Here is a 26,045-nt window from a genome sequence, read left to right as displayed (position 1 = left end):
AGCTACAGCTAGTGCTTGGCGACGAGCGTGAGCACGTCGTAGGTCGCGACCGTCTCGTCGCGCTGGTTCGTGATCAGCGCGTCCCAGCGCACCTCGCCGTAGTCGTCCGTCTCGCGCGGCGTGATCTGCTTGGCCGTGAGCGCTACCCGGATGCTGTCGCCAGGCGACACGGGCGTCACGAACCGCAGGTTCTCGAGCCCGTAGTTGGCGAGCACCGGCCCCGGAGCGGGATCCACGAACAGCCCGGCCGCCCACGACACCAGCAGGTATCCGTGCGCAACGCGTCCGGGGAAGAACGGATTGGCCGCCGCGGCCTCCTCGTCCATGTGCGCGTAGAACGTGTCGCCGGTGAACGCCGCGAACGTCTCGATGTCGTCGAGCGTCACCGCGCGCGATGCCGACCGCACCTGGTCGCCGATCGTCAGCTCCGCCAGCGACCGCCGGAACGGGTGCGGCCCCTCGGCCGAGGCGGCAGCGCCCGGATGCCACACCCCGGTGATCGCGGTCAGCATGTCGGGGGTGCCCTGGATCGCGGTGCGCTGCATGTGGTGCAGCACGGCCCGGATGCCGCCGAGCTCCTCCCCGCCGCCGGCGCGCCCGGGCCCGCCGTGCACGAGGTGCGGCACCGGCGAGCCGTGTCCGGTGGAGGTCCTGGCGTCGTCGCGGTCGAGCAGCAGCACGCGGCCGTTGTACGCCGCGATCCCCGTGACGAGCTCGCGCGCGACCTCCGGGTCGTGCGTCGCCACGCTCGTCACCAGCGAACCGCCGCCGAGCGCCACCAGGCGCGCGGCCTCCGCCGTCGTCGTGTAGCCCAGGATGCTCGCCACCGGCCCGAACGCCTCGACCGTGTGCACCGCCTCGGCCGTCGCGTCGGGGAAGTGCAGCAGGATCGGCTCGACGAACGCGCCCTCCGGGGCGGCCCCGCGGGAGCCGTCGGCCCGTACGATCGTCGGCTGACCGAGGCCGCCGAGCACGAGCTCGCCGCCGCCCTCGACGAGCCGCCCGACCTGGCGCAGCACCTCGGTGCGCTGGGCGGCTGAGACCAGCGGTCCCATCGTCACGCCCTCGGCGCGCGGGTCGCCGATCACCACGCGCTCCTCGATGCGGGCGCGCACGGCGGCGATCAGATCGCCGATCAGCGCCTCCGGCACGATCGCGCGCCGGATGGCGGTGCACTTCTGCCCGGCCTTCGCGGTCAGCTCGGTGACCAGCTGCTTCACGTACGCGTCGAACTCCGGCGTGCCCGTCACCGCATCCGGCCCGAGTACCGAGGCGTTGATCGAGTCGGTCTCGCTGGTGAACCGCACCCCGCCGGTCTGCACCGAGTCGTTCGCGCGCAGCTTCTCGGCCGTCGACGCCGAGCCCGTGAAGGCGACCAGGTCGCCGAGCCGCAGCAGGTCGAACAGGCCGGGCACCGGCCCGGAGACCAGCTGCAGCGAGCCCTCGGGCAGCAGCCCGCTCTCGAGCATCACGCGCACCATCGCTTCGGCGAGGAACGCGGTCGGCGTCGCCGGCTTGACCAGCGTGGGCATGCCCGCCAGGAACGCCGGCGCGAACTTCTCGAGCGCGCCCCACACCGGGAAGTTGAAGGCATTGATCTGCACCGCGACGCCCGGCAGTCGGGTGAAGATGTGCCGGCCGAGGAAGGAGCCGTCCTTCGAGAGCGTCTCGGCGGCGCCGTCGAGGTACACCTGCGCATTCGGCAGTTCGCGCCGGCCCTTGGACGAATACGTGAAGAGCACGCCGAGACCGCCGTCGATGTCGACCCAGGAATCCGCCTTCGTCGCCCCGGCACGGCTCGACAGCTCGTACAGCTCGGCCTTGCGCTCGGTGAGCGCCTGCGCGAGCTGCTTCAGCAGCACCGCGCGCTGGTGGAAGGTCAGGGCTCCGAGGGACCGCTGACCGACGGTCCGCGCGTAGTCGAGGGCGCCGGCGAGGTCGATGCCCTCGGTGCCCACCCGGGCGATCGGGGCGCCGGTCGAGGCGTCCGTCACCAGCGCGGCTCCCGCCTCCGCGCCGTCGGGCGTCCACCACGCGCCCTTCACGAAACTGGGCAGGATGCCGGGCTCACTCATGGGGGACCTCCTCGAAAGCGGCTGGGTATGCTGTGCCCATGGCCGATGGTGACTGGACGATCGAGCTCGGCGAGCTCGACGTGAAGATGGGCGTCCGCATCCTGGAGCAGTCGGCGGAACGGGTCGTGGCGACCATGCCGGTCGAGGGCAACCGCCAGTCGTTCGGCCTGCTGCACGGCGGGGCGTCCGTCGCGTTCGCCGAGGCGCTCGGCTCCTGGGCGGCGGTGATCCACGCCGGGCCGGGCCGCTCGGCGGTGGGACTCGACATCAACGCGACGCACCACCGGTCCGTGCGCAGCGGCACCGTCACCGGCGTCGCCACCGCCATCCGGCTCGGGCGCACCATCGCCTCGCACGAGATCGTGGTGACCGACGACGAGGGCAACCGCCTCTGCACCGCGCGCATCACCAACCTCATCGTCGACGCTCCTGGTCGCTAGGCGTCGTCCCCGCCCACTCGTAGAACCCCCGGCCGGATTTGCGTCCGAGGGCGCCGTCGGCGACCATCCGGCGCAGCAGCTCAGGCGGCTCGAAGCGGGCGCCGAGGTGCTCGCTCAGGTACTCCGCGATGCCGAGCCGCACGTCGAGCCCGACGAGGTCCGTCAGCATCAGCGGGCCGACCGGATGCTTGTAGCCGAGCACCATCGCGGCGTCGATGTCCTCGGCGGTCGCGACGCCCTCCTCGAGCATCCGGATCGCCTCGAGGCCGAGGAGCACGCCGAGGCGTGACGAGGCGAACCCGGGGGAGTCGGTGACGGTCACCGGCGTCTTGCCGAGCGCCCGCACCCATGTCTCGGCGGTGGTCACGACCGCCGGGGAGGTGGCCGAGCCGATCACGACCTCGACCAGGGCCGACGAGGGGACCGGGTTGAAGAAGTGCATCCCGACGAACCCGCCGGGGCGGCCGATGCCGGTCGCGAGTTCGTCGATCGAGATGGACGACGTGTTGGTGGCCAGTACCGCGTCGGCGGCGACGACGCGTTCGACGCGGCGCAGGGCCGCGACCTTGAGTCCGCGGTCCTCCGGCACGGCTTCGATCGCCAGGCGAGCGTCCTCGAGCTCCGCTACGTCCGTCGTGACGGTGAGGCGGCCGGCCGGCGGTTCAGGGGCGCCCCGTTGCACGCTCGCCGCCACCGTCGCCAGCACGCGACTGCGCGCGGCGCTCGCCGCGGCTTCGTCCCGCTCGAGCACGGTCACCCGGGAACCCGCCATCAGAAAGGCGTGCGCGATCCCGGCGCCCATCCGGCCGCCGCCGATCACTCCGACGATCGCCGGTACGTCCGCACCGGCGTGGCCGCCCGTCGTCTCGGTCTGCTCCGCGCTCACCGTCGTCGCCGTTTCTCGAGGAAGTCGGTCATCCGTCGCTGCTTCTCCGGCGACTCGAACAGCACGGCCTGCGCCTCCCGCTCGGCTGCCGGATGCTCGGCGCGGCCCGCGTGCAGCACCGCCTTCGTGTACCGGGTCGCCAGCGGATCGTTGGCGGCGATCCGGTCGGCGAGCGCGTGCGCGGCCGGCAGCAGGTCGGCGGGGTCGTGCAGCTCGGTGACGAGCCGCACCGCGAGCGCCTCTTCGCCGTTCAGGATGCGTCCCGCCAGCACGATCTCGGCGGCGAGCGGCTCGCCGACCAGCTCGGGCAGCCGCCACAGGGCTCCGGCCGCGGCGATGATCCCGAGTCCCGTCTCCGGGTTGCCGATGCGCAGGCGCGGGGTGGCGATGCGGAAGTCGGCCGCGTAGGCGAGTTCGGCGCCCCCGCCGAGCGCGTAGCCGTCGAGGGCGGCGATCACGGGCATGGGCAGCGCGGTCACCCGGCTGAAGATCGCCGCGTTGATGCCGAGGCGGGCGTCCGCCGCCCGTCGTTCCCTCAGCTCGGCGATGTCCGCGCCCGACGCGAAGACGCCGTCGGCGCCCGTGATGATCAGGATGCGCGGCGCCCGCTCCAGCGCGGCGCAGAGCGCGTGCAGCTCGTCCACCATGCGCTGGTCGATCGCGTTGCGGGCATCCGGCCGGTTGAGCGTGGCGACGACACGGTCGGGGAACTCCTCGATCAGCAGCGGCCCGCCGTCGTGCGCCGTCATGGCCGCTCCAGGATGAGCGCCGAGCCCTGGCCGACCCCGACGCACATCGTGGCGAGCCCGTAGCGGGAGTCCTCGCGTTCCATCCGGCCCAGCAGCGTGACCAGGATGCGCGCCCCGCTCGAGCCGAGCGCGTGCCCGAGCGCGATGGCACCGCCGTCGGCGTTGACGCGCTCCTCGACGAGACCCAGCCTCCGGATGCACGCCAGTGCCTGGCTCGCGAACGCCTCGTTCAGTTCGATACTGCCGATGTCATCGAGGGTGATGCCGGTGCGTCCGAGTGCCTTCTGCGTCGCGGGCACCGGGCCGAGCCCCATGATCTCGGGCGCGAGCCCGACGCTGGCGCCGACCACGACACGGGCGCGCGGTGTCAGGCCGTACCGCTTGACCGCGGCGGCGCTGGCCACCAGCACGGCGGAGGCGCCGTCGTTGAGCGGGGAGGAGTTGCCGGCCGTCACCACTTCGCCGCCGGCGACGACGGGCCGCAGCGCTGCCAGCGCCTCCAGGCTGGTGTCCCGCCGGATGCCCTCGTCGACGCCGAACCCGCCGCCCTTCGTCGCCACGGGGACGATCTCGTCGGCGAAGCGCCCGCCGTCCGTCGCGGCGGCGGCCCGCCGGTGGCTCCCGAGGGCGAAGGCGTCGGCATCCGCTCTGCTGATCCCATCGAGCCTGGCGACCTCCTCCGCCGTCTCCGGCATCGAGTACGTGGCCTTGTCGCGGGCGAGCATCCGGGGGTTGGTGAAGCGCCAGCCGATGGAGGTGTCGAACTGCGCACCCGGCTTCGCGAACGCCTTCTCCGGCTTCGCCTGCACCCACGGAGCGCGGGTCATCGACTCGACCCCGCCGGCGACGACCAGATCGGCATCGCCGGCCCGGATGCTCTGCGCGGCCATCGTCACGGCCGACAGGCCGGAGGCGCACAGCCGGTTGACGGTCACCCCGGGCACGGAGTCGGGCAGGCCGGCGAGCAGCGCGGCCATGCGGGCGACGTTGCGGTTGTCCTCGCCCGCCTGATTGGCGGCGCCGAGGATCACCTCGTCGAGCAGGAGGGGGTCGACGTTCGCGCGACGCACGGCCTCGCCGACGACGAGGGCGGCCAGATCGTCGGGCCGGATGCCGGAGAGCGCACCGCCGTACCGGCCGACGGCCGTGCGGACACCGCCCACCAGGTAGGCCTCGGCCATCGCATCTTCTCCCGACGTCGTCGTCGTTGCTTCACTGCTTCGCGCTGTCGCTGCTGTCGCTGCTTTCGCGGCGTCGCTGCCGATCGTATTTACCGACCGAACGTTCAGCAAGTAATCCTCGCAGACGCGCCGCCCGGCCACAACTCAACGTGTGTCGTGGTCCTCGAAGATCAGCGACGTCTTCGTGTCGCGCACCGACGGGATGGCGGGGAGCTCCTCCAGCACCACGCGTCGCAGGTCTTCGTTGTCGCGGGCGCGCACGAGCAGGATCACGTCGAAGTCGCCGCCGACGAGCGCGAAATGCTCCACCTCGGGGATCGACCGCAGCCGGTCGCGCAGCTCGTGCCACGACGACTGCTCCACGCGCATCGTCACGTAGGCCGAGGAACCGCGCCCGGAGCGCGCCGGGTCGACCTTGGCCGTGAATCCGGTGATCACGCCCTCATCGAGCAGGCGCGCGAGCCTCGTGTAGGCGTTCGCGCGGGAGACGTGCGCCGCATCGGCGACCGCCGTGATCGACGCCCGCCCGTCCGCGCGCAGGGCATCGACGATGCGGGAGTCGATTTCGTCCATGCGGCGGCCCTCCATCGGGTTCGATGCGAGACAGTCTGCCATCGAAATCGCCCCGACGACAGCATCCGTCTCGATATCCGCCGACAGATGGCGCACGCGGTCCAGCGAAGTCATCCTGAGAGGGAGCGACGTCTTTCAAAGGAGAACGGATGCACGCCCACGATCTGCTGCCGCGCGACACCCCCGTGCGGCTCATCGAACAGGACGGCTCGTCCCACCCGGACGAGCAGTACCCCACCCCGTCCGTCGAGCGTCTGACCGACGGCTATCGCCATCTCGTGGTCGGCCGCCGCATCAACGACCAGGCCAACGCGCTGGTGCGGCAGGGAAAGCTCGCCGTCTACCCGTCGTCGCACGGCCAGGAGGCCTGTCAGGTCGCCGCCGCGCTGGTGCTGGGCGCGGAGGACTGGCTGTTCCCGACCTACCGCGACACCGTCGCCGTGATCACCCGGGGCGTCGATCCGTTCGAGGCCTTCCTGCTGCTGCGCGGGGACTGGCACTCCGGCTACGACCCGCGCGAGCACCGAATCGCCCCGCAGGCCACCCCCCTGGCCACGCAGCTGCTGCACGCCGTCGGTTTCGCTCACGCCGCGAAACTCCGGGGTGAGGACACCGTCGTCGTCGCCCTCTGCGGCGACGGAGCGACCAGCGAGGGCGACTTTCACGAGGCGCTCAACTTCGCCGCCGTCTTCCACGTTCCCGTGGTCTTCCTCGTGCAGAACAACGGCTACGCCATCTCGGTGCCGCTGAGCAGGCAGACGGCCGCCCCGTCGATCGCGCACAAAGCGATCGGTTACGGGATACCCGGCCGCCAGGTCGACGGCAACGACCTCGCCGCTCTGCTCGCCGTGCTCGGCGAGGCCGTCGAGAACGCGCACGGCGGGGGAGGGCCGGCCCTGATCGAGGCCATCACCTACCGGATGCAGTCCCACACCAACGCCGACGACGCCACCCGCTACCGCAGCGACGAAGAGGTGCGGCCGTGGCTCGAGCGCGACCCGCTGGTGCGCCTCCGAACCTGGCTCACGGCGCAGGGCGCGTTGAGCGAGGGCGACGACGCCGCCTTCCACGCCCAGGCCGAGCGGGTCGCCACCGACCTGCGCGCGGCGATCAACGCCGACGCCGTACCGCATCCGGACGACCTCTTCGCATTCGTCTACGCCACCCCCACGCCGCAGCTGCGCGAGCAGTCGGCCATGCTCGCCGCCGAGGAGGCCGCCCGATGACGCTCATGCACGATGCCAACGTGACGCAGGACGCCGTGTCGCAGGACGCCGCGACGCAGCCCACCACCATGACCATGGCGCAGGCGCTCAACCGCGCGCTCGCCGATGCGCTCGAGCAGGATGCGTCGGTGCTCGTCTTCGGCGAGGACGTCGGCGTGCTCGGCGGGGTCTTCCGGATCACCGACGGCCTCACCGCGCGGTTCGGGGAGCAGCGCTGCTTCGACACCCCGCTCGCCGAGGCCGGCATCGTCGGCACGGCGGTCGGCATGGCGATGAACGGGATGCGCCCCGTCGTCGAGATGCAGTTCGACGCCTTCGCGTATCCCGCGTTCGAGCAGATCGTCGACCACGTGGCCAAGATGGGCAACCGCACCCGTGGCTCCGTTCGCCTGCCGATGGTCATCCGCATCCCGTACGCGGGCGGCATCGGCGGCGTCGAGCATCACTCCGACTCCTCGGAGGGCTACTACGTGCACACGCCCGGGCTCACGGTCGTGTCCCCGGCGACGCCGCAGGACGCCTACGGGCTGCTGAGGGCGGCGATCGCGTTCCCCGACCCGGTCGTCTTCCTCGAGCCGAAGAAGCTGTACTGGTCGACGGGCGTCGTCGACGTGACCGCGCCGCTGCCCGAGCTCGGCCGCGCACGGATCGCCCGCGAGGGCACGGATGCCACCCTGATCGCCTACGGGCCGTCGGTGCCCGTGGCGCTCGCCGCCGCCGAGGCCGCCGAGCAGGAGGGGCGCAGCCTGCAGGTGATCGACCTGCGCAGTCTCGTGCCGTTCGACGACGAGACCGTGTGCGACGCCGTGCGCGCGACCGGCAGAGCGGTCGTCGTGGCGGAGGCGCCCGGGTTCGCCAGCATGGCGTCGGAGATCGCGGCGCGCGTCTCGGAACGCTGCTTCCACTACCTTGAGGCGCCGGTGCGACGCGTGACCGGCTTCGACATCCCGGCCGCGCCGCCGAAGCTCGAGCGGTACTCGCTGCCGGGAGTCGACCGGATCCTCGACGCCGTCGACGACCTGCAGTGGGAAGACGCATGACCGCCCGCGTCTTCGCGCTGCCCGACCTCGGCGAGGGCCTCACCGAGGCCGAGCTCGTGCACTGGCTCGTCGCGATCGGCGACACCGTGCGCATCGACCAGCCGATCGCCGAGGTCGAGACCGCGAAGTCGATCGTGGAGGTGCCGTCGCCGTACGCCGGCGTGATCGAGAAGCTGCACGGCGAGGAGGGCGACACGCTGGATGTCGGCGCGCCGTTCATCGAGGTGCGCGAGCCGGCCGACGATGCGGCGGCTCCCGCCCAGAGCAGCGAACCGGATGCGGCTGCGCCCGCCGCTGCCGGCTCGGGCTCCGGTCACGTGCTCGTCGGCTACGGCACGTCGGACATCCAGCATTCTGCGCGCCGCCGCCGGGGCCGCGCGTCCACGGTCACGGCCGCGCCGGCCGCGCCGGCCGCAGCGACCGCGCCGGCCGCAGCGGCCGCGCCGGTCACCGGGATCGTGCCCGTCATCTCACCCGTCGTGCGCACCCTGGCACGGACGCACGGCGTCGACCTGTCGACGATCCGTCCCACCGGCGACGGCGGCGTCGTCACCCGCCGCGACGTCGAGCAGGCGTTCGCGACCCAGGCCGAGCCGGCGATGCCGGGCACCGAGCCCGCCTCCGCACCCACTTCCGCGCCTGCGGACGGCGCTCCGGCCGACTCGCGCACCGGCCTCGCCATCGCGGCGACGACCCCGTTCAGCCTGTTCCGCCGCACGGTGGCCGCGAACATGACGCGCAGCCGCTCCGAGATCCCCGAGGCGACCGTGTGGGTCGACGTGGACGCGACCGAGCTGTGGGACGCGCGCAAGCGCATCCGGCTGGGGGACCGCACGCCGTCGCTGCTGTCGTTCGTCGCCCGCTTCACGCTGGCCGCGCTCGCCAGGCGCCCAGAACTCGCCGGCCGGGTGACCGCATCCGGCGACGGGCTCGAGACCTTCGAGGGCGTCAACCTCGGGTTCGCCGTCGACTCGCCACGCGGGCTGGTCGTTCCGGTGGTGCGCCGCGCAGACCGGATGACCATCCGCGAGCTCGACGCCGCCTTCGACCGCCTCACCCGGCAGGCACGGGAGGGATCGCTCGCCCCGGCCGAGCTCACCGGCTCCACGTTCACGATCAACAACTACGGGAGCCTCGGTGTCGACGGCAGCGCCGCGATCATCAACCACCCGGAGGTCGCCATCCTCGGGATCGGCCGGATGATCGAGCGTCCGTGGGTCGTCGACGGCGCTGTCGTGCCGCGCCGGATCGCCCAGCTGTCCCTTGTCTTCGACCACCGCGTCACCGACGGCGGCGTCGCAGCCGGGATGCTGCGCGAGGTCGCCGACGCCGTCGAGTCGCCCCTCGCGTTGCTCGCCGACGCGCCGCCGGCGTGAGCGTACCCTGAGGCGCATGACCGACAAGAAGCCCTCCGAGACCGACGACGACCACGACCTGAGCGACGAGAAGCTCGTGGCACCCGAGGAGAACATCGACTGGCTGCCCCAGCCGGAGCCGACCGACGGCGAGGCACCGGCCCCCTGACCGCGGCCCGTAGGCTTGGGTGGTGAACACGCCGCCCAAGCCCCATCTTCCCGTCTGGGTCGCGATCGTCGCCCTGGTGCTGTGCGGCGCCCTGGTCGCGGTGCAGTCCCGCATCAACGGCGAGCTCGGCCGGCAGCTCGGCGACGGCTTCACGGCCGCGCTGATCTCCTTCGGCTCCGGCCTGGTCATCCTGGTGATCGCGCTGGCGTTCGCTCCGGCCGGCCGGCGCGGGCTGGGGCGCGTGCGCACAGCCCTCCGCGACGGCGAACTGCGCTGGTGGTACGTCTGCGGCGGCGCGGCCGGTGCGTTCCTGGTGCTCTCGCAGGGACTGACGGCCGCCGTGCTCGGCGTGGCCCTCTTCACGGTGGCGATCGTCGCCGGCCAGACGGTCAGCGGCCTCGTCTTCGACCGGATCGGTCTCGGCCCCGGCGGCAAGCGCCTGCTCACCGCTTCGAGGGTGGTCGGCGCCGTCCTCGCCCTGATCGCCGTCACCTGGGCCGTCTCGGCGCAGCTGAGCGGCTCGGTCCCGCTCTGGATGCTCGTGCTGCCGCTGATCGCGGGGCTCGGGCTCGGCTGGCAGCAGGCGGTCAACGGGCGCGTGCGCGTCTCGTCCGGCAGCGCGCTGACCGCGACGTTCCTCAACTTCCTCGTCGGGACCGCCGTGCTGCTCGTGCTCATGGCGGTGCACTCGGCGATCGTGGGATGGCCGACCTCCCTGCCGACCGCACCCTGGCTCTACCTCGGCGGCGCGATCGGCTGCATCTTCATCGGGGGCTCGGCGCTCCTGGTGCGCGTGACCGGGGTGCTGGTGCTCGGCCTCGCCACGGTGGCCGGCCAGCTGCTGGCGGCGCTGCTGCTCGACGTGGTGGCGCCGGCGGACGCGCATCCGGTGGCCTGGTCGACGGTCGCGGGGACGCTGCTGGCCCTCGTCGCGGTCGCGGTCGCGAGCATCCGGTGGAAGCGGCCGGTGGCGTCCACCGAGGGGTAGGGCGCCGTGTCCCCGGGAGAGTGACCCTAGGAGAGGGTCGTGAGGTAGCGCTCCGGGTCGATCGACTTGCGGAAGCCTTCCTTCGAGCCGTCCGGGATGCCGCCGACGTAGAGCCAGCCCAGCAGCCGCTCGTTCTTCTTCAGGCCGTGCATCGCGTGCACCGCCTTCGAGCGGGTGTGGTGACCGGTGCGCCAGATCACGCCCCAGCCCGCGTCGTGCAGCAACAGGCTCAGGATGTGCGCGACGCCCGAGGCGACGGCGTCCTGCTCCCAGCCGGGCACTTTCTCGCTCTTCGTGCGCACCGCGACCACGGCGAGAAGCAGAGACGAGCGGAGCGGCTTGGAGGCGAGCTTCTCCGCGTCGGAACCGTTCGCGCGGGCATCCTTGACGAACGCCGCGCCGAGACGCTTACGGGCGTCGCCGCGGAGCTCGATGATGCGCCACGGGTGCATCGAGCTGTGATCGGCGACGCGTCCGGCGGCGGCGATCAGAGGGAGCAGTTCCTCGTGCGACGGGGCGGCTTCGGTGACGCGCGAATAGGAGCGCCGCGACGAGACGGCGTCGACGAGGGAGACCACGGTCACTCGGCCGGGCTGAAGTTGAGCGAGATCGAGTTCATGCAGTAGCGGTCGCCCGTCGGGGTGCCGAAGCCGTCGTCGAAGACGTGGCCGAGGTGCGAGCCGCAGGCGGCGCAGCGGACCTCGGTGCGGACCATGCCCAGGCTGCGGTCCTCGATGAGCTGTACGGCCTCGGGCCGCACCGACTCGTAGAAGCTCGGCCAGCCGCATCCGGAGTCGAACTTGGTTCCGGACTTGAAGAGCTCGGCGTTGCAGGCGGCACAGGTGTAGAGGCCGGCACGGCTCTCGTCGAGCAGCTCGCCGGTCCAGGGACGCTCCGTCGCGGCCTCGCGGAGCACCGCGTACTGCTCGGGGCTGAGCTCCTCGCGCCACTCATCGTTGCTCTTGGTGACGTCGTAGTTCATGGCGGGGTCCTTTCGTCAGACACAACACTAAACGGCGGCGGGGTCGTCCCTGTTCCCTGATTCGCCGCCTGACCTGCCACGGGATTTCCAGGCGACGTGCCGCGGGCTTGGGGCAACACACAGAATCGCGCAAATAGGATGAACCGCGAATGGCGGCTCGACATGGCAGTAGCTCGGTACGCGACGGAAGGGCGTGAGGTGGCGAACGCGGCAGACGACCAGGCTCGCTCCGCGCATCCGGACACGGGACTGAGCGAACGCGATGCCTCGATCCTCGCTTTCGAGCGGCAGTGGTGGCGTCACGCCGGCGCCAAGGAACAGGCGATCCGCGAGGAGTTCGGTCTTTCCGCGGCACGGTACTATCAGCTGCTTGGGGCGTTGATCGACTCGCCGGCCGCCCTGCAACACGACCCGATGCTCATCAAAAGGCTGCACCGCGTGCGCGAAGCTCGCATCGCCGCCCGGAGCACCAGGACGCTCGCGTCCGACGACTGAGGACCCCCGACACGATGGCTGAGAAGTACCCGAAGGACCGTTTCGACACGATCCCAGAAGACCTGCACCGCGTCGGCGCCCACCGGGCGCCCCGCGCGCGCGGCCGTGGCTGGATCGGCGTCGGCTGGGCGGCTCTCGCCACCGTCGTGCTCGTCGGCCTCGGCGTCTTCGGTCTGTCACTTGTTGACAGCGGCAACTCCTTCAACGGCGCCATCGGTTCGACGTCGAAGTCGGCGACGGCAACGCGCACGCCGACACCGACGCCGACCATCACTCCCATCGTCGACCCCAAGCTCACCGTCAACGTGCTGAACGGAACGGCGACCGCCGGGCTGGCCAACTCCGTCGGCGATGCCCTCGCCAAAGCCGGCTGGAAGGTCGGCGCTCGCGCCAACGCCAGCGAGACGGACCTGACGCAGACGATGGTCTACTACTCCGACCCCAAGAACCAGGCGGCCGCCCTCGGCGCTGCCAAGAGCCTGCCCGGTGCGAAGATCGGCCAGACGCAGGACTACGCGGAGACGGGCGCCGACCTCACGGTCGTCGTCGGCAGCGATTACAAGGGCTGATCCCCGTCGCATCCGGCCGCTCGCGGACCAGATGTTTCAGGCGTGTTTAACTTCGAACGAATTCGCGTCATTTCGTGCCTCATTCGTGAAAATGCTGGTGATTACTTGGATCGAAAGCATTAGTATCTGGATTCAACGCGCGGTGATGGGCCGTCGCTTCGAAACACAGCAATGGGAGTAATGCATGGCGAACGGAACCGTGAAGTGGTTCAACGCTGAGAAGGGCTACGGATTCATCACCGTCGACGATGGGGGACAGGACGTCTTCGTCCACTACTCCGCAATCGACATGAGCGGCTACAAGGTCCTTGAAGAGGGCCAGCAGGTCGTGTTCGAAGTCGGTAGTGGGCAGAAAGGCCCGCAGGCCGAGTCGGTTCGTCCGGCGTAGCACGCAGCTAGACCAATACAGGAGGAGCGCCGGCCCACGTGACCGGCGCTTCTTCGTGCGCGGTGCTCCGCTCGCTGCTCGCTCGTTGCTCCGCTCGTTGCGAACGGCGGCGTCTCGTCTTGCACTCGACAGCCCCGAGTGCCAGAATCGCTTTTAGCACTCCATCTGATCGAGTGCTAACCATTCGCATCTTTCGCAGACGTCCGGGAGGGACGAGAAACAAACATGGCAAAGATCATTGCTTTCAACGAGGACGCGCGCCGCGGCCTCGAGCGCGGCCTGAACATTCTGGCCGACACCGTCAAGGTGACGCTCGGCCCGCGCGGTCGCAACGTTGTGCTCGAGAAGAAGTGGGGCGCCCCCACGATCACGAACGACGGCGTCTCCATCGCCAAGGAGATCGAGCTCGACGACCCGTACGAGAAGATCGGCGCGGAGCTCGTCAAGGAGGTCGCCAAGAAGACCGACGACGTCGCCGGCGACGGAACCACCACCGCTACCGTGCTCGCTCAGGCGCTCGTCAAGGAGGGCCTCCGCAACGTGGCCGCCGGCGCCGACCCGATCACCCTCAAGCGTGGCATCGAGAAGGCTGTCGCCGCGGTGACCGCCGAGCTCATCGCCAACGCGAAAGAGGTCGAGACCAAGGAAGAGATCGCCGCGACCGCGTCGATCTCGGCCGGTGACTCGGTCATCGGTGAGATCATCGCCGAGGCGATCGACAAGGTCGGCAAGGAGGGCGTCGTCACCGTCGAGGAGTCGAACACCTTCGGCACCGAGCTGGAGCTCACCGAGGGCATGCGCTTCGACAAGGGCTACCTGTCGCAGTACTTCGTCACCGACCCGGAGCGTCAGGAAGCGGTCTTCGAGGACCCGTACGTCCTGATCGCCAACCAGAAGATCTCCAACATCAAGGACCTTCTGCCGATCGTCGACAAGGTGATCCAGGCGAACAAGCAGCTCCTGATCATCGCCGAGGACGTCGACGGCGAGGCTCTGGCCACGCTGATCGTCAACAAGATCCGCGGCATCTTCAAGTCGGTCGCCGTCAAGGCTCCCGGCTTCGGCGACCGCCGCAAGGCGCAGCTGCAGGACATCGCCATCCTCACCGGCGGTCAGGTCATCTCGGAGGAGGTCGGTCTCAAGCTCGAGAACGTCACCCTCGACCTCCTCGGTACGGCCCGCAAGGTCACCATCACCAAGGATGAGACCACCATCGTCGAAGGCGGCGGAGACCCCGAGCAGATCGCGGGCCGCGTCGCCCAGATCCGCAACGAGATCGAGAACACCGACAGCGACTACGACCGTGAGAAGCTGCAGGAGCGCCTGGCGAAGCTCGCCGGCGGTGTTGCGGTCATCAAGGCCGGCGCCGCGACCGAGGTCGAGCTCAAGGAGCGCAAGCACCGCATCGAAGACGCCGTGCGCAACGCCAAGGCCGCTGTGGAAGAGGGCATCGTCGCCGGTGGTGGCGTCGCGCTCATCCAGGCCGGCAAGACCGCTTTCGAGAAGCTCGAGCTCACGGGCGACGAGGCGACCGGTGCGAACATCGTCAAGGTCGCCATCGAGGCTCCGCTCAAGCAGATCGCCATCAACGCGGGCCTCGAGGCCGGCGTCGTGGTCGAGAAGGTCCGCAACCTGCCCGTCGGACACGGCCTCAACGCCGCGACCGGCGAGTACGTGGACATGCTCGCCTCGGGCATCAACGACCCGGTGAAGGTCACCCGCTCGGCGCTGCAGAACGCTGCGTCGATCGCCGGACTGTTCCTCACTACCGAGGCCGTCGTCGCCGACAAGCCGGAGAAGAACCCGGCTCCGGTCGGCGACCCGACTGGTGGCATGGACTTCTAAGTCCCAGCACCTCTGCGAGAGGGCGTCTCCTTCGGGAGGCGCCCTCTTTCGTTGTGCCCGGAGGCTGTGGGCTGCGTGCCGGGGAAGCCTGCGGTCTGCATAACTCCGGAAGATGGAGGTGACACGCCGGTCGGTTCCGCGTTCATCCGGAAGCAGGGGCGATTGCGGGCCGTTGTTCCGGAGTTGTGCGGGCGCCACCCTCTGCGGGGCTGTGAACGCCCTCGTGCATAACTCCGGAAGATGGAGGTGACACGCCGGTCGGTTCCGCGTCCATCCGGAAGCAGGGGCGATTGCGGGCCGTTGTTCCGGAGTTGTGCGGGCGCCACCCTCTGCGGGGCTGTGAACGCCCTCGTGCATAACTCCGGAAGGTGGTGGTGACACGCCGGTCGGTTCTGCGTTCATCCGGAAGGTGGGGGCGATTGAGGGCCGATGTTCCGGAATTGTGCGGGTGGCAGGCGGTGGCAGGGGGCGGCAGGGCGGCCACCCGGCCGCGCGCGTCAGGCGGCGGGCGCGGCCAGCGGCTGCGGCGAGGAGGGCGACTCGGCGAGCGGCAGCGAGATGCGGAAGGTCGCCCCGCCGCCCTCGGTCTCCACGACCTCCACGGTGCCGTTGTGCGCGGCGATGATCGACGACACGATCGCCAGCCCCAGGCCGCTGCCGCCCGTCTCGCGCGTGCGCGACGTGTCGGCGCGCCAGAAGCGCTGGAAGATCTTCTCGCGGATCTGCGGCGGGATGCCCTCGCCGTGGTCGCGAACCTCGAGGATCGCCCGGTCGGTCTGGTGGTTCACCTGCACCACGATCTCGATGGGGCTGTCGTTGGCGGTGAAGCGCAGCGCGTTGCCCATGAGGTTCGTGACGACCTGGCGGATCTTGTTCTCCTCCGCCATCACGATCGCCGGCTCCGCGGCGGGAGCCTGGGGAAGGAGCACCTGCTCGGCCGTGTCGACCTGCATGGTCGCTCCCGTGCTCGCCCGGCGTGGTCGCCGGCCGCGGAAGCGCGCGAGCGTGGCGCCGGCGAAGGCGATGGGCCCGGTGGCGTTGGTCGGCTTGCCCGCATCGGGGACCGCCATCGGCACGGTGTCGAGGCCGGGCTCGTCGAGCGGGACCCGCGGGGAGAGCACCGCATCCGGGGTGAGCACGGTGACGACGCGGCCCGGGGACCCGGCCATCGCATCCATCGCGGCGTCGCGCGCGATCGGCACGAGATCGACCGGATGCAGGTCTAGCGGCTTGGTCTCGTCGAGGCGCGCGAGCTCGAGCAGGTCTTCGACGAGGACACCCATGCGGATGGCCTCCTTCTCGATGCGGTCCATCGCCTGCGCGACGTCCTCCGGCGTCTGGAGCGCGCCCATCCGGTACAGCTCGGCGTAGCCGCGCACGGAGACGAGGGGCGTGCGCAGCTCGTGGCTGGCGTCGCCGACGAACCGGCGCATCTGCTCGATCGTCTTGGCGCGGTCGTTGAAGGCGCGGTCGATGCGGTTCAGCATCGTGTTCAGCGAGCGGTTGAGGCGGCCGACCTCGGTGTTCGGCGTGGCTCCGCCGAGGCGCTGGCTGAAGTCGCCGTCCGCGATGGACGCGGCGGTCTCCTCGACGGCCCGTAGCGGCGCGAAGGTGGTGGTCACGAGCATCCGGGTGAGGCCGGCGCCGACGATCACGACGATCACGCCGAACCCGAGGAAGATTGCGAGGAAGCTCGCCATCACGGTGTCGATCTGGCCGGTGGAGGTCGCGACGATCGCGGTGCCCAGCGATCCGGCCGGTGACACGAGCGTCACGGTCTGGGTCAGCGCGCGATACAGCGTGTGCCCGTCGTTGCTCGGCAGGTTCGCCGCGCCCTGCTGGCTCCAGCTCTTACCCGTCGCCAGGGAGAGCTTCTCGGGGATCGCCGGGCGGCGCGACTCCGGGATGTTCGACCAGTTCGAGCGCACCAGCTTGCCGTCGGCGTCGTACAGGGCCGCGAAGTAGTTCGACGAGCTGCCGTCCGACGCGATCTTGTCGCTGTCGGACGTGCTGCTGCCGAGGTACGCGTTGAGGTTGTTCGGCTGCGAGGCGGCCCCGAGCTGAGCATCCAGCTGATTGAGCAGCACGGGCTTCAGCATCGCCATGGTGCCGATGCCCGTGACGAGCAGCCCGAGCGTCAGCATCAGCACGGTCACGCCCGTGATCTTGGTGCGGAGAGAGATCGCGTTCCAGCGATCGAGAAGGCGTGCGTGCATCAGGCCGCCAGTTTACGAAGGCAAGCTGTGGCCATGGTGTGGGCGCTCAGACTTTCGCGGCCTTCAGCATGTAGCCGAAACCGCGCTTGGTCTGGATGAGCGGCTCGCTCGAGTGCGCATCGACCTTGCGGCGCAGGTACGAGATGTAGGACTCCACGATGCCGGCGTCGCCGTTGAAGTCGTACTCCCAGACGTGGTCGAGGATCTGCGCCTTGCTCAGCACCCGGTTGGGGTTGAGCATCAGGTAGCGCAGCAGCTTGAACTCGGTCGGGCTCAGCTCGATGGCCGTGTCGCCGACGAACACCTCGTGGGTGTCCTGGTCCATGGTGAGCTCGCCGGCGCGGATGACGGCGTCTTCGTCGGCCTGCATCGTGCGGCGCAGGATGGCCTTGATGCGGGCGACGATCTCGTCGAGGCTGAACGGCTTGGTGACGTAGTCGTCGCCGCCGACCGTGAGACCGGTGATCTTGTCTTCGGTGTCGTCTTTGGCCGTGAGGAACAGGATGGGCGCGGTGTACCCGGCGCCGCGGAGGCGCTTGGTGACGCCGAAGCCGTTCATGTCGGGCAGCATGACGTCGAGGATGATCAGGTCGGGTTCCTCTTCGAGGACCGCGGAGATCGCTTGAGCACCGTTGCCGACCGCACGCACGGCGAACCCGGCGAAGCGGAGGCTGGTGGTGAGGAGGTCGCGGATGTTGGGCTCGTCGTCGACGATGAGAATGCGAGGGCCAGCGTTCATGGAAATATTATCTGCGCGTCGGCTGAATCCAAGCTGTGAGTCGTCGGTGTGCGCTGAGTACACAGTGCTGGCGGCGCCCGTGTGAACGGTGGATGCTGAGAGGAGACGCTGCGAAGCCCACCAAGGAGGACGCCATGCCCACACCCACCGTCGTCATCGCCGGCGCGGGTCTCGCCGGAGCGACGACCGCCACCGAGCTGCGCGAGGGCGGGTACGAGGGCAGGATCCTGCTGCTCGGCTCCGAGGCGCATCATCCGTACATCCGGCCGCCGCTGTCGAAGGAGTACCTGAAGGGCGATGCCGACCGCTCGGAGGCGTTCGTGCATCCGGACGAGTGGTACGCGCAGCACCACGTCGAGTTCATGCCGGAGACCGAGGCGGGGTCGTTCGACGGCCCGGCGCACGAGCTGTTCGTCTCCGGGGGAGCGCGGCTCACCTTCGACAGCCTGGTGATCGCGACCGGCGCCAGTCCGCGCCACCTCGACGTCCCGGGCGCCGGACACGGCGCCGTGTACGTGCTGCGCACGATCGACGAGAGCGAGTGGCTGCGGTCGGCGCTCTCGGTCGGCGGCCGCCGGGTGGTGATCGTCGGCTCCGGCTGGATCGGCATGGAGGTCGCGGCGGCCGCCCGCGGTTACGGCAACGACGTGACGGTGCTCGGGCACGCCGCGGTGCCGCTCGCTGCGGCGATCGGTCCGGAGCTCGGGCGCGTCTACGAGCAGCTGCATCGCGATCACGGCGTGGAGTTCCGCAACGGCGTCTCCGTGGTCGCCATCGGCGGGGACGACGACGGGCCGCGCGAGGTGGTCGTCTCCAACGGCGAGCGGATCACCGCCGACATCGTGGTGGTCGGCGCCGGTGCGGCTCCGAACACGCTCGTCGCCGAGCGCTCGGGACTCGACCTCAACAACGGCATCCTGGTCGACGCGGGAATGCACGCCAGCGCGGAAGACGTGTACGCCGTGGGCGACGTGGCGAACCCGTTCCTTCCGGCCATCGGGCAGCACCTCCGCAACGAACACTGGGCGAACGCCATCGCCGGTGGAAAGGTCGCCGCCCGCAGCATCCTCGGACAGCACGCCTCGTACGACGACATCCCGTACTTCTATTCGGACCAATACGATCTGGGCATGGAGTATTCGGGCTACGGGCCGCTGGCGGCCGACGCCGAGATCGTCTACCGCGGCGACCGGGAGGCGCGCGAGTTCATCGCGTTCTGGCTGCGCGACGACCGCGTGGTCGCCGGGATGAACGTGAACGTCTGGGACGTGAACGAGGAGGTGCAGCGGCTGATCCGCAGCGGTGAGCGCGTCGACCGTGCGCGGCTGACGGACGAGAGCATCGACCTTGCGGCCGTCTGACGCGCCCGGCTCGTCCGCCGTCTCGGCGCCGGGCTCGGGCTCGCCGTCCGCCGGGGCGCCCGGCCCCAACGCACCCGCCGCCGACGCGCATCCGATGTACCTGCCGCCGCTGCGCGTGCCGATCCGCTCGATCGGTGCCCGCACCTTCGACTTCTCGCGTCGCGTCGCCGTGATGGCGGTGGTGAACCGCACTCCGGACTCGTTCTTCGACCAGGGCAGCACCTTTGCCCTCGACCGTGCCGTGGCCGCCTCGTTCGAGGCGGTCGCGCGCGGCGCCGACTGGGTCGACATCGGCGGGGCCCCGTTCGCGCCGGGCGCTCCCATCCCGGTGGACGAGGAGGCCGACCGCGTGGTGCCGGTGATCGCCGAGCTGCGTGCCGGTTCCGATGTGGTGATCTCGGTCGACACGTTCCACGCCGAGGTGGCTCGACGCGCCATCCGGGCCGGTGCGACCGTGATCAACGACACGACGGGCCTGAGCGACCCCGGCCTGCTGCCCGTCGTCGCCGACAGCGAGGCGACGCTCGTGCTCACCCACAGCCTCGCCCGGCCGCGCACCCCGTACCCACGGCCGCAGTACGAGGACATCGCGGCCGAGGTCGCGGCCTTCCTCGCCGACCGGGTGGAGCGCGCGCTGGCCGCCGGCATCCCGGAGGAACGGCTCATCGTCGACCCCGGTCACGACCTCAACAAGAACACGCTGCATTCGCTCGAACTCACGCGGCGGCTGAGCGTGATCGCCGACCTGGGGTACCCCACCCTCGCGGCGGTCTCGAACAAGGACTTCATCGGAGAGACCCTCGACGCCCCGCGCGCCGAACGGCTCGAGGGATCGCTCGCGGCCGCCGTGGTGTCGATCGTGAACGGGGCCAGGATCATCCGGATGCACGACGTGGCGGCCTCGGTCGCGGCGGCCAGGATGACGGAGGCGATCCTCGGCCTGCGCGAACCCGCCCACCTGCGGCACAACATGGGAGATGTGAATGACTGAGCCCGGCATCACGAAGGTGCATCCGCTGCCCGCCGTCGACGGCCTCGGCGACGACGAGATCGCCGCCCTCTACGCGGAGTCCGCCGGCGACGGCCCGTGGGTGCGCGTGAACTTCGTCTCCAGCGTCGACGGTGCGGCCACGCACCAGGGCCTCTCCGGCGGATTGTCCGACGAGGCGGACAAGCGCGTCTTCGCCATCCTGCGCCGGCTCTGCGACGTGGTCGTCGTCGGCGCGGGCACGGTGCGCGCCGAGAGCTACAGCGCGATGCGCGTCGATGCGGTGTCGGAGCGCATCAGGTCCGAGGCGGGCATGACCCCGCATCCGGTGTTCGCGATCGTCTCGGCCGCCCTCGACCTCGACCCGGCGAGCCCGATCTTCGCGGATGCGCCGCTCCGGCCGATCATCCTCACCACCGAGTCGTCGAGGCCGGATGCCCGCGAGGCGCTCGCCGAGGTGGCGGATGTCGTCGTGTGCGGGCGCGACCGGGTGGAGCCCGACGTGCTCGTGCGGGTGCTGAACGAACGTGGCCTAGGCCGCATCCACTGCGAGGGCGGCCCGCATCTGTTCGCCGACCTGATCGCGACCGGGGTGCTCGACGAGCTGTGCCTGACGATCAGCCCGCGGCTCGAGGCGGGCGTCGCGTCACGAATCTCGACGGGGGCGTCGCCGATCGTGCCCGTCGGGCTGCGGCTGGCGCACACGCTGATCTCCGGGGATACGCTGCTGCTCCGGTACCTGCGGCGATGAGCGCGGGATGAACTCGGGGATGAGCGCGGAATGAGCTCGGGGAAGGCGTTCGACCGCGACTCCATCGACCTCGCGCTGGCCCGACGCCTCGTCGATGCGCAGTTCCCGGCGTGGCGCGAGCTGCCCATCCGCCCCGTCGCCCTCAGCGGCTGGGACAACCGCACGTTCCGGCTCGGCGACGAGCTGAGCATCCGGATGCCCACGGGGCCCTGGTACGCGCAGCAGGTGGCGAAGGAGCAGACGTGGCTGCCGCGGCTCGCGCCGGTGCTGCCGCTGCCGATCCCGACGCCGGTGGCGGTCGGGGAGCCCGGTGACGGCTATCCGTTCCCGTGGTCGGTGTACCGCTGGATCGCGGGCGAGCCCGCCGCGTCGGCGGGACTCGGGGATGCGGTCGCATTCGGCGAGGCGGTCGGCGGGTTCCTCGTCGCGTTGCGCGGTGCGGATGCCCGGGGCGGGCCAGCGCCGGGCGAGCACAACTTCTTCCGCGGTGACCCGCCTGCTGTGTACGCCGAAGAGACGGAGCGGGCGATCGCAGCCCTGGGTCGGGAGGGCTGGTCGGGGGCGGCGCCGGGCGCGGATGCGGACTGGGCGCGTGGCGTGTGGGCCGACGCGCTCGACTCGCTCTGGGGCGGCGACCCGGTGTGGCTGCACGGCGACATTGCGGTCGGCAACCTGCTGATGCGGGATGGACGGTTGAGCGCGGTGATCGATTTCGGAACATCCGGTGTCGGCGACCCTGCCTGCGACCTGGTGCTGGCGTGGACCTCGCTCGAGGGCGCCGGTCGTTCGGCGTTCCGTCGGGGTGTCGGACTCGACGACGCGACCTGGGCGCGGGCGAAGGGCTGGGCGCTCTGGAAGGCGCTCATCGTGCTCGCGGAGGACCGCGGGTCGGTCGAGGCGCGCACGACGCTCGCCCGGCTGCGCGCGGCCTAGGCTGCTGCGGCCGCGTCTGCGCGCGCGAGCGGCGGTGATTCTCCTCCCGAGAGTCCTCCTCCCGCGAGTCGTCCTCCCGCCAGTCGTGCGGTTGCGCGACGCGGGCTGGGCCCGTCGTGCGTTATCGCACGACCGGGCACCCGGGTCAGGCGGCCAGCGCGTGGGCGTCGAGGATCGTGTAGCTGTAGCCCTGCTCCGCCAGGAAGCGCTGCCGGTTCTGCGCGAAGTCCTGGTCGACCGTGTCACGCGAGACCAGTGTGTAGAAGTTCGCCGAGAGGCCCGACTCCTTCGGGCGCAGCAGGCGTCCGAGGCGCTGGGCTTCCTCCTGACGCGACCCGAACGATCCGGAGACCTGGATCGCCACGGTGGCCTCGGGGAGGTCCACCGAGAAGTTCGCCACCTTGCTGACCACCAGCACCGTGGTGCGGCCCTCGCGGAACTCCTGGTACAGCCGCTCGCGCTCGTCGACCGGCGTCGCTCCGGTGAGTTTTGGTGCGTCGAGCGCCTCCGCCAGCTCGTCGATCTGGTCGAGGTACTGCCCGATGACCAGGATGCGCTCCCCGGCATGCCGCGCGACCAGCTGCCGCACGACATCCAGCTTCGCCGGCGCGGTCGCCGCCAGCCGGTAACGCTCGTCGTCGGCGGCCGCCGCGTAGGAGAGCCGCTCCGACTGCGGCAGGTCGATGCGCACCTCGTAGCAGGCGGCGGGGGAGATGAAGCCCTGCGCCTCGATCTCCTTCCACGGGGCGTCGAACCGCTTGGGACCGATGAGGCTGAACACGTCCCCCTCGCGGCCGTCCTCGCGAACGAGCGTCGCCGTGAGGCCCAGCCGGCGCCGGGCCTGCAGCTCGGCGGTCAGTTTGAACACCGGTGCGGGGAGCAGGTGCACCTCGTCGTAGACCACGAGCCCCCAGTCCATCGCGTCGAGCAGGGCGAGGTGCGCGTACTCGCCCTTCCGCTTGGCTGTGAGGATCTGGTACGTCGCGATCGTGACGGGCTTGACCTCTTTGACCTGGCCCGAGTACTCGCCGATCTCCTCGGCGGTGAGCGTGGTGCGCTTCAGCAGCTCGTCGCGCCACTGCCGCGCCGAGACCGTGTTCGTCACCAGGATGAGCGTCGTCGTCTTCGCGGTCGCCATCGCTCCGGCGCCGACCAGGGTCTTGCCCGCGCCACAGGGGAGCACGACGACACCGCTGCCGCCGTCGAAGAAGTTGTCGACCGCCTTGTGCTGGTAGTCGCGCAGGGCCCAGCCGTCTTCGACGAGGTCGATCGGATGCGGCGTCCCCGGGGTGTAGCCGGCGAGGTCCTCGGCCGGCCAGCCGAGCTTCACGAGCTCCTGCTTCAGCTGCCCCCGCGCCCAGGCCTCGACGACGAACGTGGTGTCGTCGCGGCGTTCCAGCAGCAGGGGAGAGATGCGCTTGGCGCCGGCGACCTCGGTGAGCACCGCGAGATCCTCCGAGCGCAGCAGCAGCACGCCCTCGTCGTCGCGCTCGATCACCAGGCGGCCGTAGCGGGCGACGGTCTCAGACATGTCGACCGAGACGGTCTGCGGGATCGGAAACTTCGAGTAGCGCTCGAGGGTCGCGAGCATGTCCTCGGCGGAGTGCCCGGCGGCCCGCGCGTTCCAGAGGCCGAGCCGGGTGATCCGGTAGGTGTGGATGTGCTCGGGAGCGCGCTCGAGCTCGGCGAAGACGGCGAGATCGTGGCGGGCGTCCTCGGCCGCCGGATGCGCGACCTCCAGGAGCACGGTGCGGTCGCTTTGGACGATCAGGGGGCCATCGGACATAACGGATGAGTCTACGCCCGCAACGCGTCCTCCCTGCTCAGGCGCCGGGCGCTGGCTCCGGGCTCGGGCGCCAGGCTCAGGCGCCAGGCTCGGCCGGCCGGATCCCCCGCACACTCGACAGCGGGAGCGTGCGCTCGATGTCGGCCGCGCGATCCCGTCCGCGCAGGCGGCCGCCGCCGACACCGGTCGGCTCGAGCACGTAGTCGAGCTGCCGGCCGTCGGGCAGCGCCACTTCGACGATCACGGTCTGCTTCGCGCGGATCGCCAGATCGAGCTGCCGCGCGAGCCACTGCTCGTGGGTGCTTCCCTCCTCGTCGACCTCCGCCGCGCGCAGGCGGGCGATGAGGTCGGCGTAGGGGACGCCATCCGAGTGCGGGCGCGGGTGGGCGAGGCGGTGCCGCCGGATGCCGACGATGTTGCCGTGCGCGTCTTCGGCGGCGACGGGGTAGCGCGCATCGCTGAGGGCCCAGAAGACGACGTCGCGGGCGAACCTGCTCTGCAGCACGTCCGGCGCGGTTCTCACGAGACCGAGGGAGCTGAGCGCTTGGTCGACCTCGATGGTGCGCAGGATGCCGGCGTCCTCGCTCACCACGGCCGACCGGGCGCGCGATCCCGGCTCGTCGACGTCGCGCACCCGGATGCGGCCGTATCGCTCCGTCGCGTCCGTGATCAGGTAGTCGAGGGGCTGCGGAACACCGGTCAGCGAGACCTCCGCCAAGAACGACCGGATGCTCTCCGCCGTCTCGCCCGCGGTGATGGCCCGGTTCACGCTCGCCGCTGAGAACCGGAACGTGGATGCCAGTGCCCGGCTCTCCACGTCGGCCATGCCGCGCAGGCGCGCATCGATCGCCGGCTCGAGCGGTCCGGGGGAGACGACGGTGAGGTCGTGCTGCAGGTAGACCCTGTGGACCTCGGCCGGGAAGAGGTCGCGGAGCGCGGCCGCGGCCGCATCCGGCCCGTGCTCGACCAGGGTGGTGCCCGCCGTGCTCGGCGCCTGGTGCGCGGTGATGCCGAGCCATTCCGCGTCGCGCATATACGCCGTGACGCGCTCCTGGGCGTTCGCGCGACCGGCCGGGTAGAGCCAGGCCACGTAGTCGCGCAGGCTCTCGCCCCACGCTGCGCGGGAGCGGTCGGCCAGGATGCCGCGCAGGTCGTCGGGGAGGGCATCCTGCCAGGCGGTCGCCAGGGCGCGCCAGCGGTCGAGGCTGGGGGCGTGCTGCCAGGTGGACGCGGCGTCGGTCGGCAGCCAGACTCCGTCGTCGATCGCGATCAGGCCGGCACGGGCGGCGACGGAGAGCACGGTCGGCACGGTGGAGACGTCGGTGGCGAGCGCTCCGGCGATCCGCTTGCTCGCGGGGAGGGCGAGGCCGCCCTTCTGCAGCTCGCGCGCTCCCTCGCGGGCGAGCTCGGCGATCAGCTCGGAGACCGAGGCCCCCGCCTCGAAGGCGCGTTCGGCGGCCAGCCGGTCGGTGAAGCGCCGTTCGGTGTCGGGGACCGGCGCGAGGGCGGGCGGTGGTGGAGTGTCGACGAGCGCCGCCGGCGACGGAAGGCCGATGCCCGGCCAGGCCGCGAGCTGCTCGGAGACGGCGTCGTAGACGGCGAACCGGTCGTCGCCCTCCGGATGCGCCAGCAGGGCGTCGGCGACGGCGCTGAGGGCCGCCCGAGCGGATGGGGTGCTCAGCCCCGGCGTCGCGGCGGCGGTGGAGAGCCGGGTGGCGACCTCATCCGGCGACAGGGGCTGCTGGATCTCGCCGAGCGCCACGAGCGTCGCGAGCAGGGTGCGGTCGAGCCCGGAGAGTACGCGCTGCACCGAGTCGCGGTCGAGGAGCGCATCGGCGAGGTCGAAGAAGTCGGTGACGCCCTGACGGCGGAAGGTGCGGGAGGCGAGCGCGACGGAGAGCGCGTCGTCGGGCATCCCGCGCAGACGCGCTGCCAGCGCGAGCGTGTTCGTCATCGCCGCGTCACGCCTGGCAGCCGGTGCTAGCGCTTGCCTTTGCCGGTTGCCGCCTCTTTCGCGGCCTTCGCCTCCTGGCTGCGCTTCCTCGCCGAGACGATGAGGAGCACGATGATCAGCACGAAGGCGATCGGCAGCGCGAGATAGGGGAGAAGGAACACGGTCGGCCACAGTCCCTCACCCGAACCCTGGGCGGCGAAACCGCCGAGAGCGGTGCCGATGAGGATGGCGGCGATGCACGCGAGCGACACCGCGACGAGCGCGGCAACGATGTACGAGAGGATGCGCTGGAGGCGGCTTGCCGCGGGCGGGGTCTGTTGGGTCACGAAATCAAGGATAATTGAGGTTGGTCATTC

At 70.8% G+C, this 26,045-nt stretch carries 26 protein-coding genes; 14 read left to right on the top strand and 12 right to left on the bottom strand.

Annotation, left to right across the window (positions count from 1 at the left end; translation table 11 throughout):
* Positions 1-8: 8 nt before the first annotated feature.
* The gene (gene paaZ, locus PKE84_RS01825) at positions 9-2,075 is read right to left on the bottom strand and encodes a phenylacetic acid degradation bifunctional protein PaaZ (protein WP_271175484.1); all 2,067 of its coding nucleotides are present in this window, start codon (positions 2,073-2,075) and stop codon (positions 9-11) included.
* Between the two features lie 38 nt (positions 2,076-2,113).
* Between paaZ and PKE84_RS01820 the strand changes: the two genes are divergently transcribed.
* Positions 2,114-2,515 (top strand): PaaI family thioesterase, encoded by a 402-nt coding sequence (locus PKE84_RS01820; RefSeq protein WP_271175483.1) that lies wholly within the window; start codon positions 2,114-2,116, stop codon positions 2,513-2,515.
* On the opposite strand, the gene PKE84_RS01815 is transcribed toward PKE84_RS01820, so the two are convergent.
* The 4 genes from PKE84_RS01815 to PKE84_RS01800 form a co-directional block, all read right to left on the bottom strand.
* Positions 2,490-3,401 (bottom strand): 3-hydroxyacyl-CoA dehydrogenase family protein, encoded by a 912-nt coding sequence (locus PKE84_RS01815; protein ID WP_271175482.1) that lies wholly within the window; start codon positions 3,399-3,401, stop codon positions 2,490-2,492. The genes PKE84_RS01820 and PKE84_RS01815 overlap by 26 nt on opposite strands.
* On the bottom strand, positions 3,398-4,150 hold the full coding sequence (locus PKE84_RS01810; protein ID WP_271175481.1) for an enoyl-CoA hydratase/isomerase family protein: 753 nt from the start codon (positions 4,148-4,150) through the stop codon (positions 3,398-3,400). Before PKE84_RS01810 ends, PKE84_RS01815 begins: the two co-directional genes overlap by 4 nt.
* Positions 4,147-5,331 carry a thiolase family protein gene (locus PKE84_RS01805; RefSeq protein ID WP_271175480.1) on the bottom strand — a complete coding sequence of 395 codons (1,185 nt, stop codon included), beginning with the start codon at positions 5,329-5,331 and terminating at the stop codon, positions 4,147-4,149. Before PKE84_RS01805 ends, PKE84_RS01810 begins: the two co-directional genes overlap by 4 nt.
* A 144-nt stretch (positions 5,332-5,475) precedes the next feature.
* On the bottom strand, positions 5,476-5,904 hold the full coding sequence (locus tag PKE84_RS01800; RefSeq protein ID WP_271175479.1) for an Lrp/AsnC family transcriptional regulator: 429 nt from the start codon (positions 5,902-5,904) through the stop codon (positions 5,476-5,478).
* A 149-nt stretch (positions 5,905-6,053) separates the two neighbouring features.
* Here PKE84_RS01800 and pdhA point away from each other — a divergent pair, with 149 nt between their 5' ends.
* From pdhA to PKE84_RS01775, 5 genes are read left to right on the top strand one after another with little or no spacing between them, the layout of a single operon-like run.
* Complete coding sequence (gene pdhA / locus PKE84_RS01795) at positions 6,054-7,130, top strand: pyruvate dehydrogenase (acetyl-transferring) E1 component subunit alpha (protein WP_271175478.1); 1,077 nt, start codon at positions 6,054-6,056, stop codon at positions 7,128-7,130.
* On the top strand, positions 7,127-8,170 hold the full coding sequence (locus PKE84_RS01790; RefSeq protein WP_271175477.1) for an alpha-ketoacid dehydrogenase subunit beta: 1,044 nt from the start codon (positions 7,127-7,129) through the stop codon (positions 8,168-8,170). The genes pdhA and PKE84_RS01790 overlap by 4 nt, the downstream gene beginning before the upstream one ends.
* On the top strand, positions 8,167-9,546 hold the full coding sequence (locus PKE84_RS01785) for a dihydrolipoamide acetyltransferase family protein (RefSeq protein ID WP_271175476.1): 1,380 nt from the start codon (positions 8,167-8,169) through the stop codon (positions 9,544-9,546). Before PKE84_RS01790 ends, PKE84_RS01785 begins: the two co-directional genes overlap by 4 nt.
* A 16-nt stretch (positions 9,547-9,562) precedes the next feature.
* On the top strand, positions 9,563-9,694 hold the full coding sequence (locus tag PKE84_RS01780) for a hypothetical protein (RefSeq protein ID WP_271175475.1): 132 nt from the start codon (positions 9,563-9,565) through the stop codon (positions 9,692-9,694).
* Between the two features lie 22 nt (positions 9,695-9,716).
* Positions 9,717-10,682 carry a DMT family transporter gene (locus PKE84_RS01775; RefSeq protein ID WP_271175474.1) on the top strand — a complete coding sequence of 322 codons (966 nt, stop codon included), beginning with the start codon at positions 9,717-9,719 and terminating at the stop codon, positions 10,680-10,682.
* Between the two features lie 26 nt (positions 10,683-10,708).
* Here PKE84_RS01775 and PKE84_RS01770 read toward each other — a convergent pair whose 3' ends face one another.
* Positions 10,709-11,260 carry a nitroreductase family protein gene (locus PKE84_RS01770; RefSeq protein ID WP_271175756.1) on the bottom strand — a complete coding sequence of 184 codons (552 nt, stop codon included), beginning with the start codon at positions 11,258-11,260 and terminating at the stop codon, positions 10,709-10,711.
* Positions 11,261-11,262: 2 nt separating this feature from the next.
* Entirely contained in the window at positions 11,263-11,664 is a 402-nt protein-coding gene (msrB, locus tag PKE84_RS01765; RefSeq protein WP_271175473.1) for a peptide-methionine (R)-S-oxide reductase MsrB, read from the bottom strand.
* 138 nt (positions 11,665-11,802) lie between these two features.
* Between msrB and PKE84_RS01760 the strand changes: the two genes are divergently transcribed.
* From PKE84_RS01760 to groL, 4 genes are all read left to right on the top strand, one after another.
* Positions 11,803-12,159 carry a DUF3263 domain-containing protein gene (locus PKE84_RS01760; protein ID WP_271175472.1) on the top strand — a complete coding sequence of 119 codons (357 nt, stop codon included), beginning with the start codon at positions 11,803-11,805 and terminating at the stop codon, positions 12,157-12,159.
* A gap of 14 nt (positions 12,160-12,173) precedes the next feature.
* Positions 12,174-12,728: a LytR C-terminal domain-containing protein gene (locus PKE84_RS01755; RefSeq protein ID WP_271175471.1), complete on the top strand. Its 555-nt coding sequence runs from the start codon at positions 12,174-12,176 to the stop codon at positions 12,726-12,728.
* 184 nt (positions 12,729-12,912) lie between these two features.
* Positions 12,913-13,116: a cold-shock protein gene (locus tag PKE84_RS01750; RefSeq protein ID WP_271175470.1), complete on the top strand. Its 204-nt coding sequence runs from the start codon at positions 12,913-12,915 to the stop codon at positions 13,114-13,116.
* Positions 13,117-13,341: 225 nt separating this feature from the next.
* The gene (gene groL, locus PKE84_RS01745) at positions 13,342-14,961 is read left to right on the top strand and encodes a chaperonin GroEL (RefSeq protein WP_271175469.1); all 1,620 of its coding nucleotides are present in this window, start codon (positions 13,342-13,344) and stop codon (positions 14,959-14,961) included.
* A gap of 497 nt (positions 14,962-15,458) precedes the next feature.
* Here groL and PKE84_RS01740 read toward each other — a convergent pair whose 3' ends face one another.
* Positions 15,459-17,177 (bottom strand): sensor histidine kinase, encoded by a 1,719-nt coding sequence (locus tag PKE84_RS01740; protein WP_271175468.1) that lies wholly within the window; start codon positions 17,175-17,177, stop codon positions 15,459-15,461.
* Between the two features lie 46 nt (positions 17,178-17,223).
* A complete protein-coding gene (locus tag PKE84_RS01735) occupies positions 17,224-17,916 on the bottom strand; it encodes a response regulator transcription factor (RefSeq protein ID WP_055895214.1) in 693 nt (230 codons plus the stop codon).
* A gap of 134 nt (positions 17,917-18,050) precedes the next feature.
* On the opposite strand from PKE84_RS01735, the gene PKE84_RS01730 reads away from it, so the two are divergent.
* From PKE84_RS01730 to PKE84_RS01715, 4 genes are all read left to right on the top strand, one after another.
* The gene (locus tag PKE84_RS01730) at positions 18,051-19,277 is read left to right on the top strand and encodes an NAD(P)/FAD-dependent oxidoreductase (RefSeq protein WP_271175467.1); all 1,227 of its coding nucleotides are present in this window, start codon (positions 18,051-18,053) and stop codon (positions 19,275-19,277) included.
* A gap of 94 nt (positions 19,278-19,371) precedes the next feature.
* Complete coding sequence (gene folP / locus PKE84_RS01725) at positions 19,372-20,268, top strand: dihydropteroate synthase (protein WP_271175755.1); 897 nt, start codon at positions 19,372-19,374, stop codon at positions 20,266-20,268.
* Positions 20,261-21,016 (top strand): pyrimidine reductase family protein, encoded by a 756-nt coding sequence (locus tag PKE84_RS01720; protein WP_271175466.1) that lies wholly within the window; start codon positions 20,261-20,263, stop codon positions 21,014-21,016. Before folP ends, PKE84_RS01720 begins: the two co-directional genes overlap by 8 nt.
* Positions 21,017-21,046: 30 nt before the next feature.
* Entirely contained in the window at positions 21,047-21,949 is a 903-nt protein-coding gene (locus tag PKE84_RS01715) for an aminoglycoside phosphotransferase family protein (protein ID WP_271175465.1), read from the top strand.
* Between the two features lie 145 nt (positions 21,950-22,094).
* Here the strand turns inward: PKE84_RS01715 and PKE84_RS01710 are convergent, their stop codons facing one another.
* The 3 genes from PKE84_RS01710 to PKE84_RS01700 all read right to left on the bottom strand — a co-directional run bounded on the left by PKE84_RS01710 (position 22,095) and on the right by PKE84_RS01700 (position 26,015).
* The gene (locus PKE84_RS01710; RefSeq protein WP_271175464.1) at positions 22,095-23,735 is read right to left on the bottom strand and encodes a DNA repair helicase XPB; all 1,641 of its coding nucleotides are present in this window, start codon (positions 23,733-23,735) and stop codon (positions 22,095-22,097) included.
* A gap of 76 nt (positions 23,736-23,811) precedes the next feature.
* Positions 23,812-25,689, bottom strand: coding sequence for a helicase-associated domain-containing protein (locus PKE84_RS01705; RefSeq protein WP_271175463.1), 1,878 nt, complete (start codon positions 25,687-25,689; stop codon positions 23,812-23,814).
* A 26-nt stretch (positions 25,690-25,715) separates the two neighbouring features.
* On the bottom strand, positions 25,716-26,015 hold the full coding sequence (locus PKE84_RS01700; protein ID WP_271175462.1) for a hypothetical protein: 300 nt from the start codon (positions 26,013-26,015) through the stop codon (positions 25,716-25,718).
* Between the last annotated feature and the right edge of the window lie 30 nt (positions 26,016-26,045).

Origin of the sequence: Leifsonia poae, from assembly GCF_027921845.1 — a bacterium.
GTDB classification, from domain to species: Bacteria; Actinomycetota; Actinomycetes; order Actinomycetales; family Microbacteriaceae; genus Leifsonia; species Leifsonia poae.
This window is presented reverse-complemented; position numbering and strand designations above follow the sequence as displayed.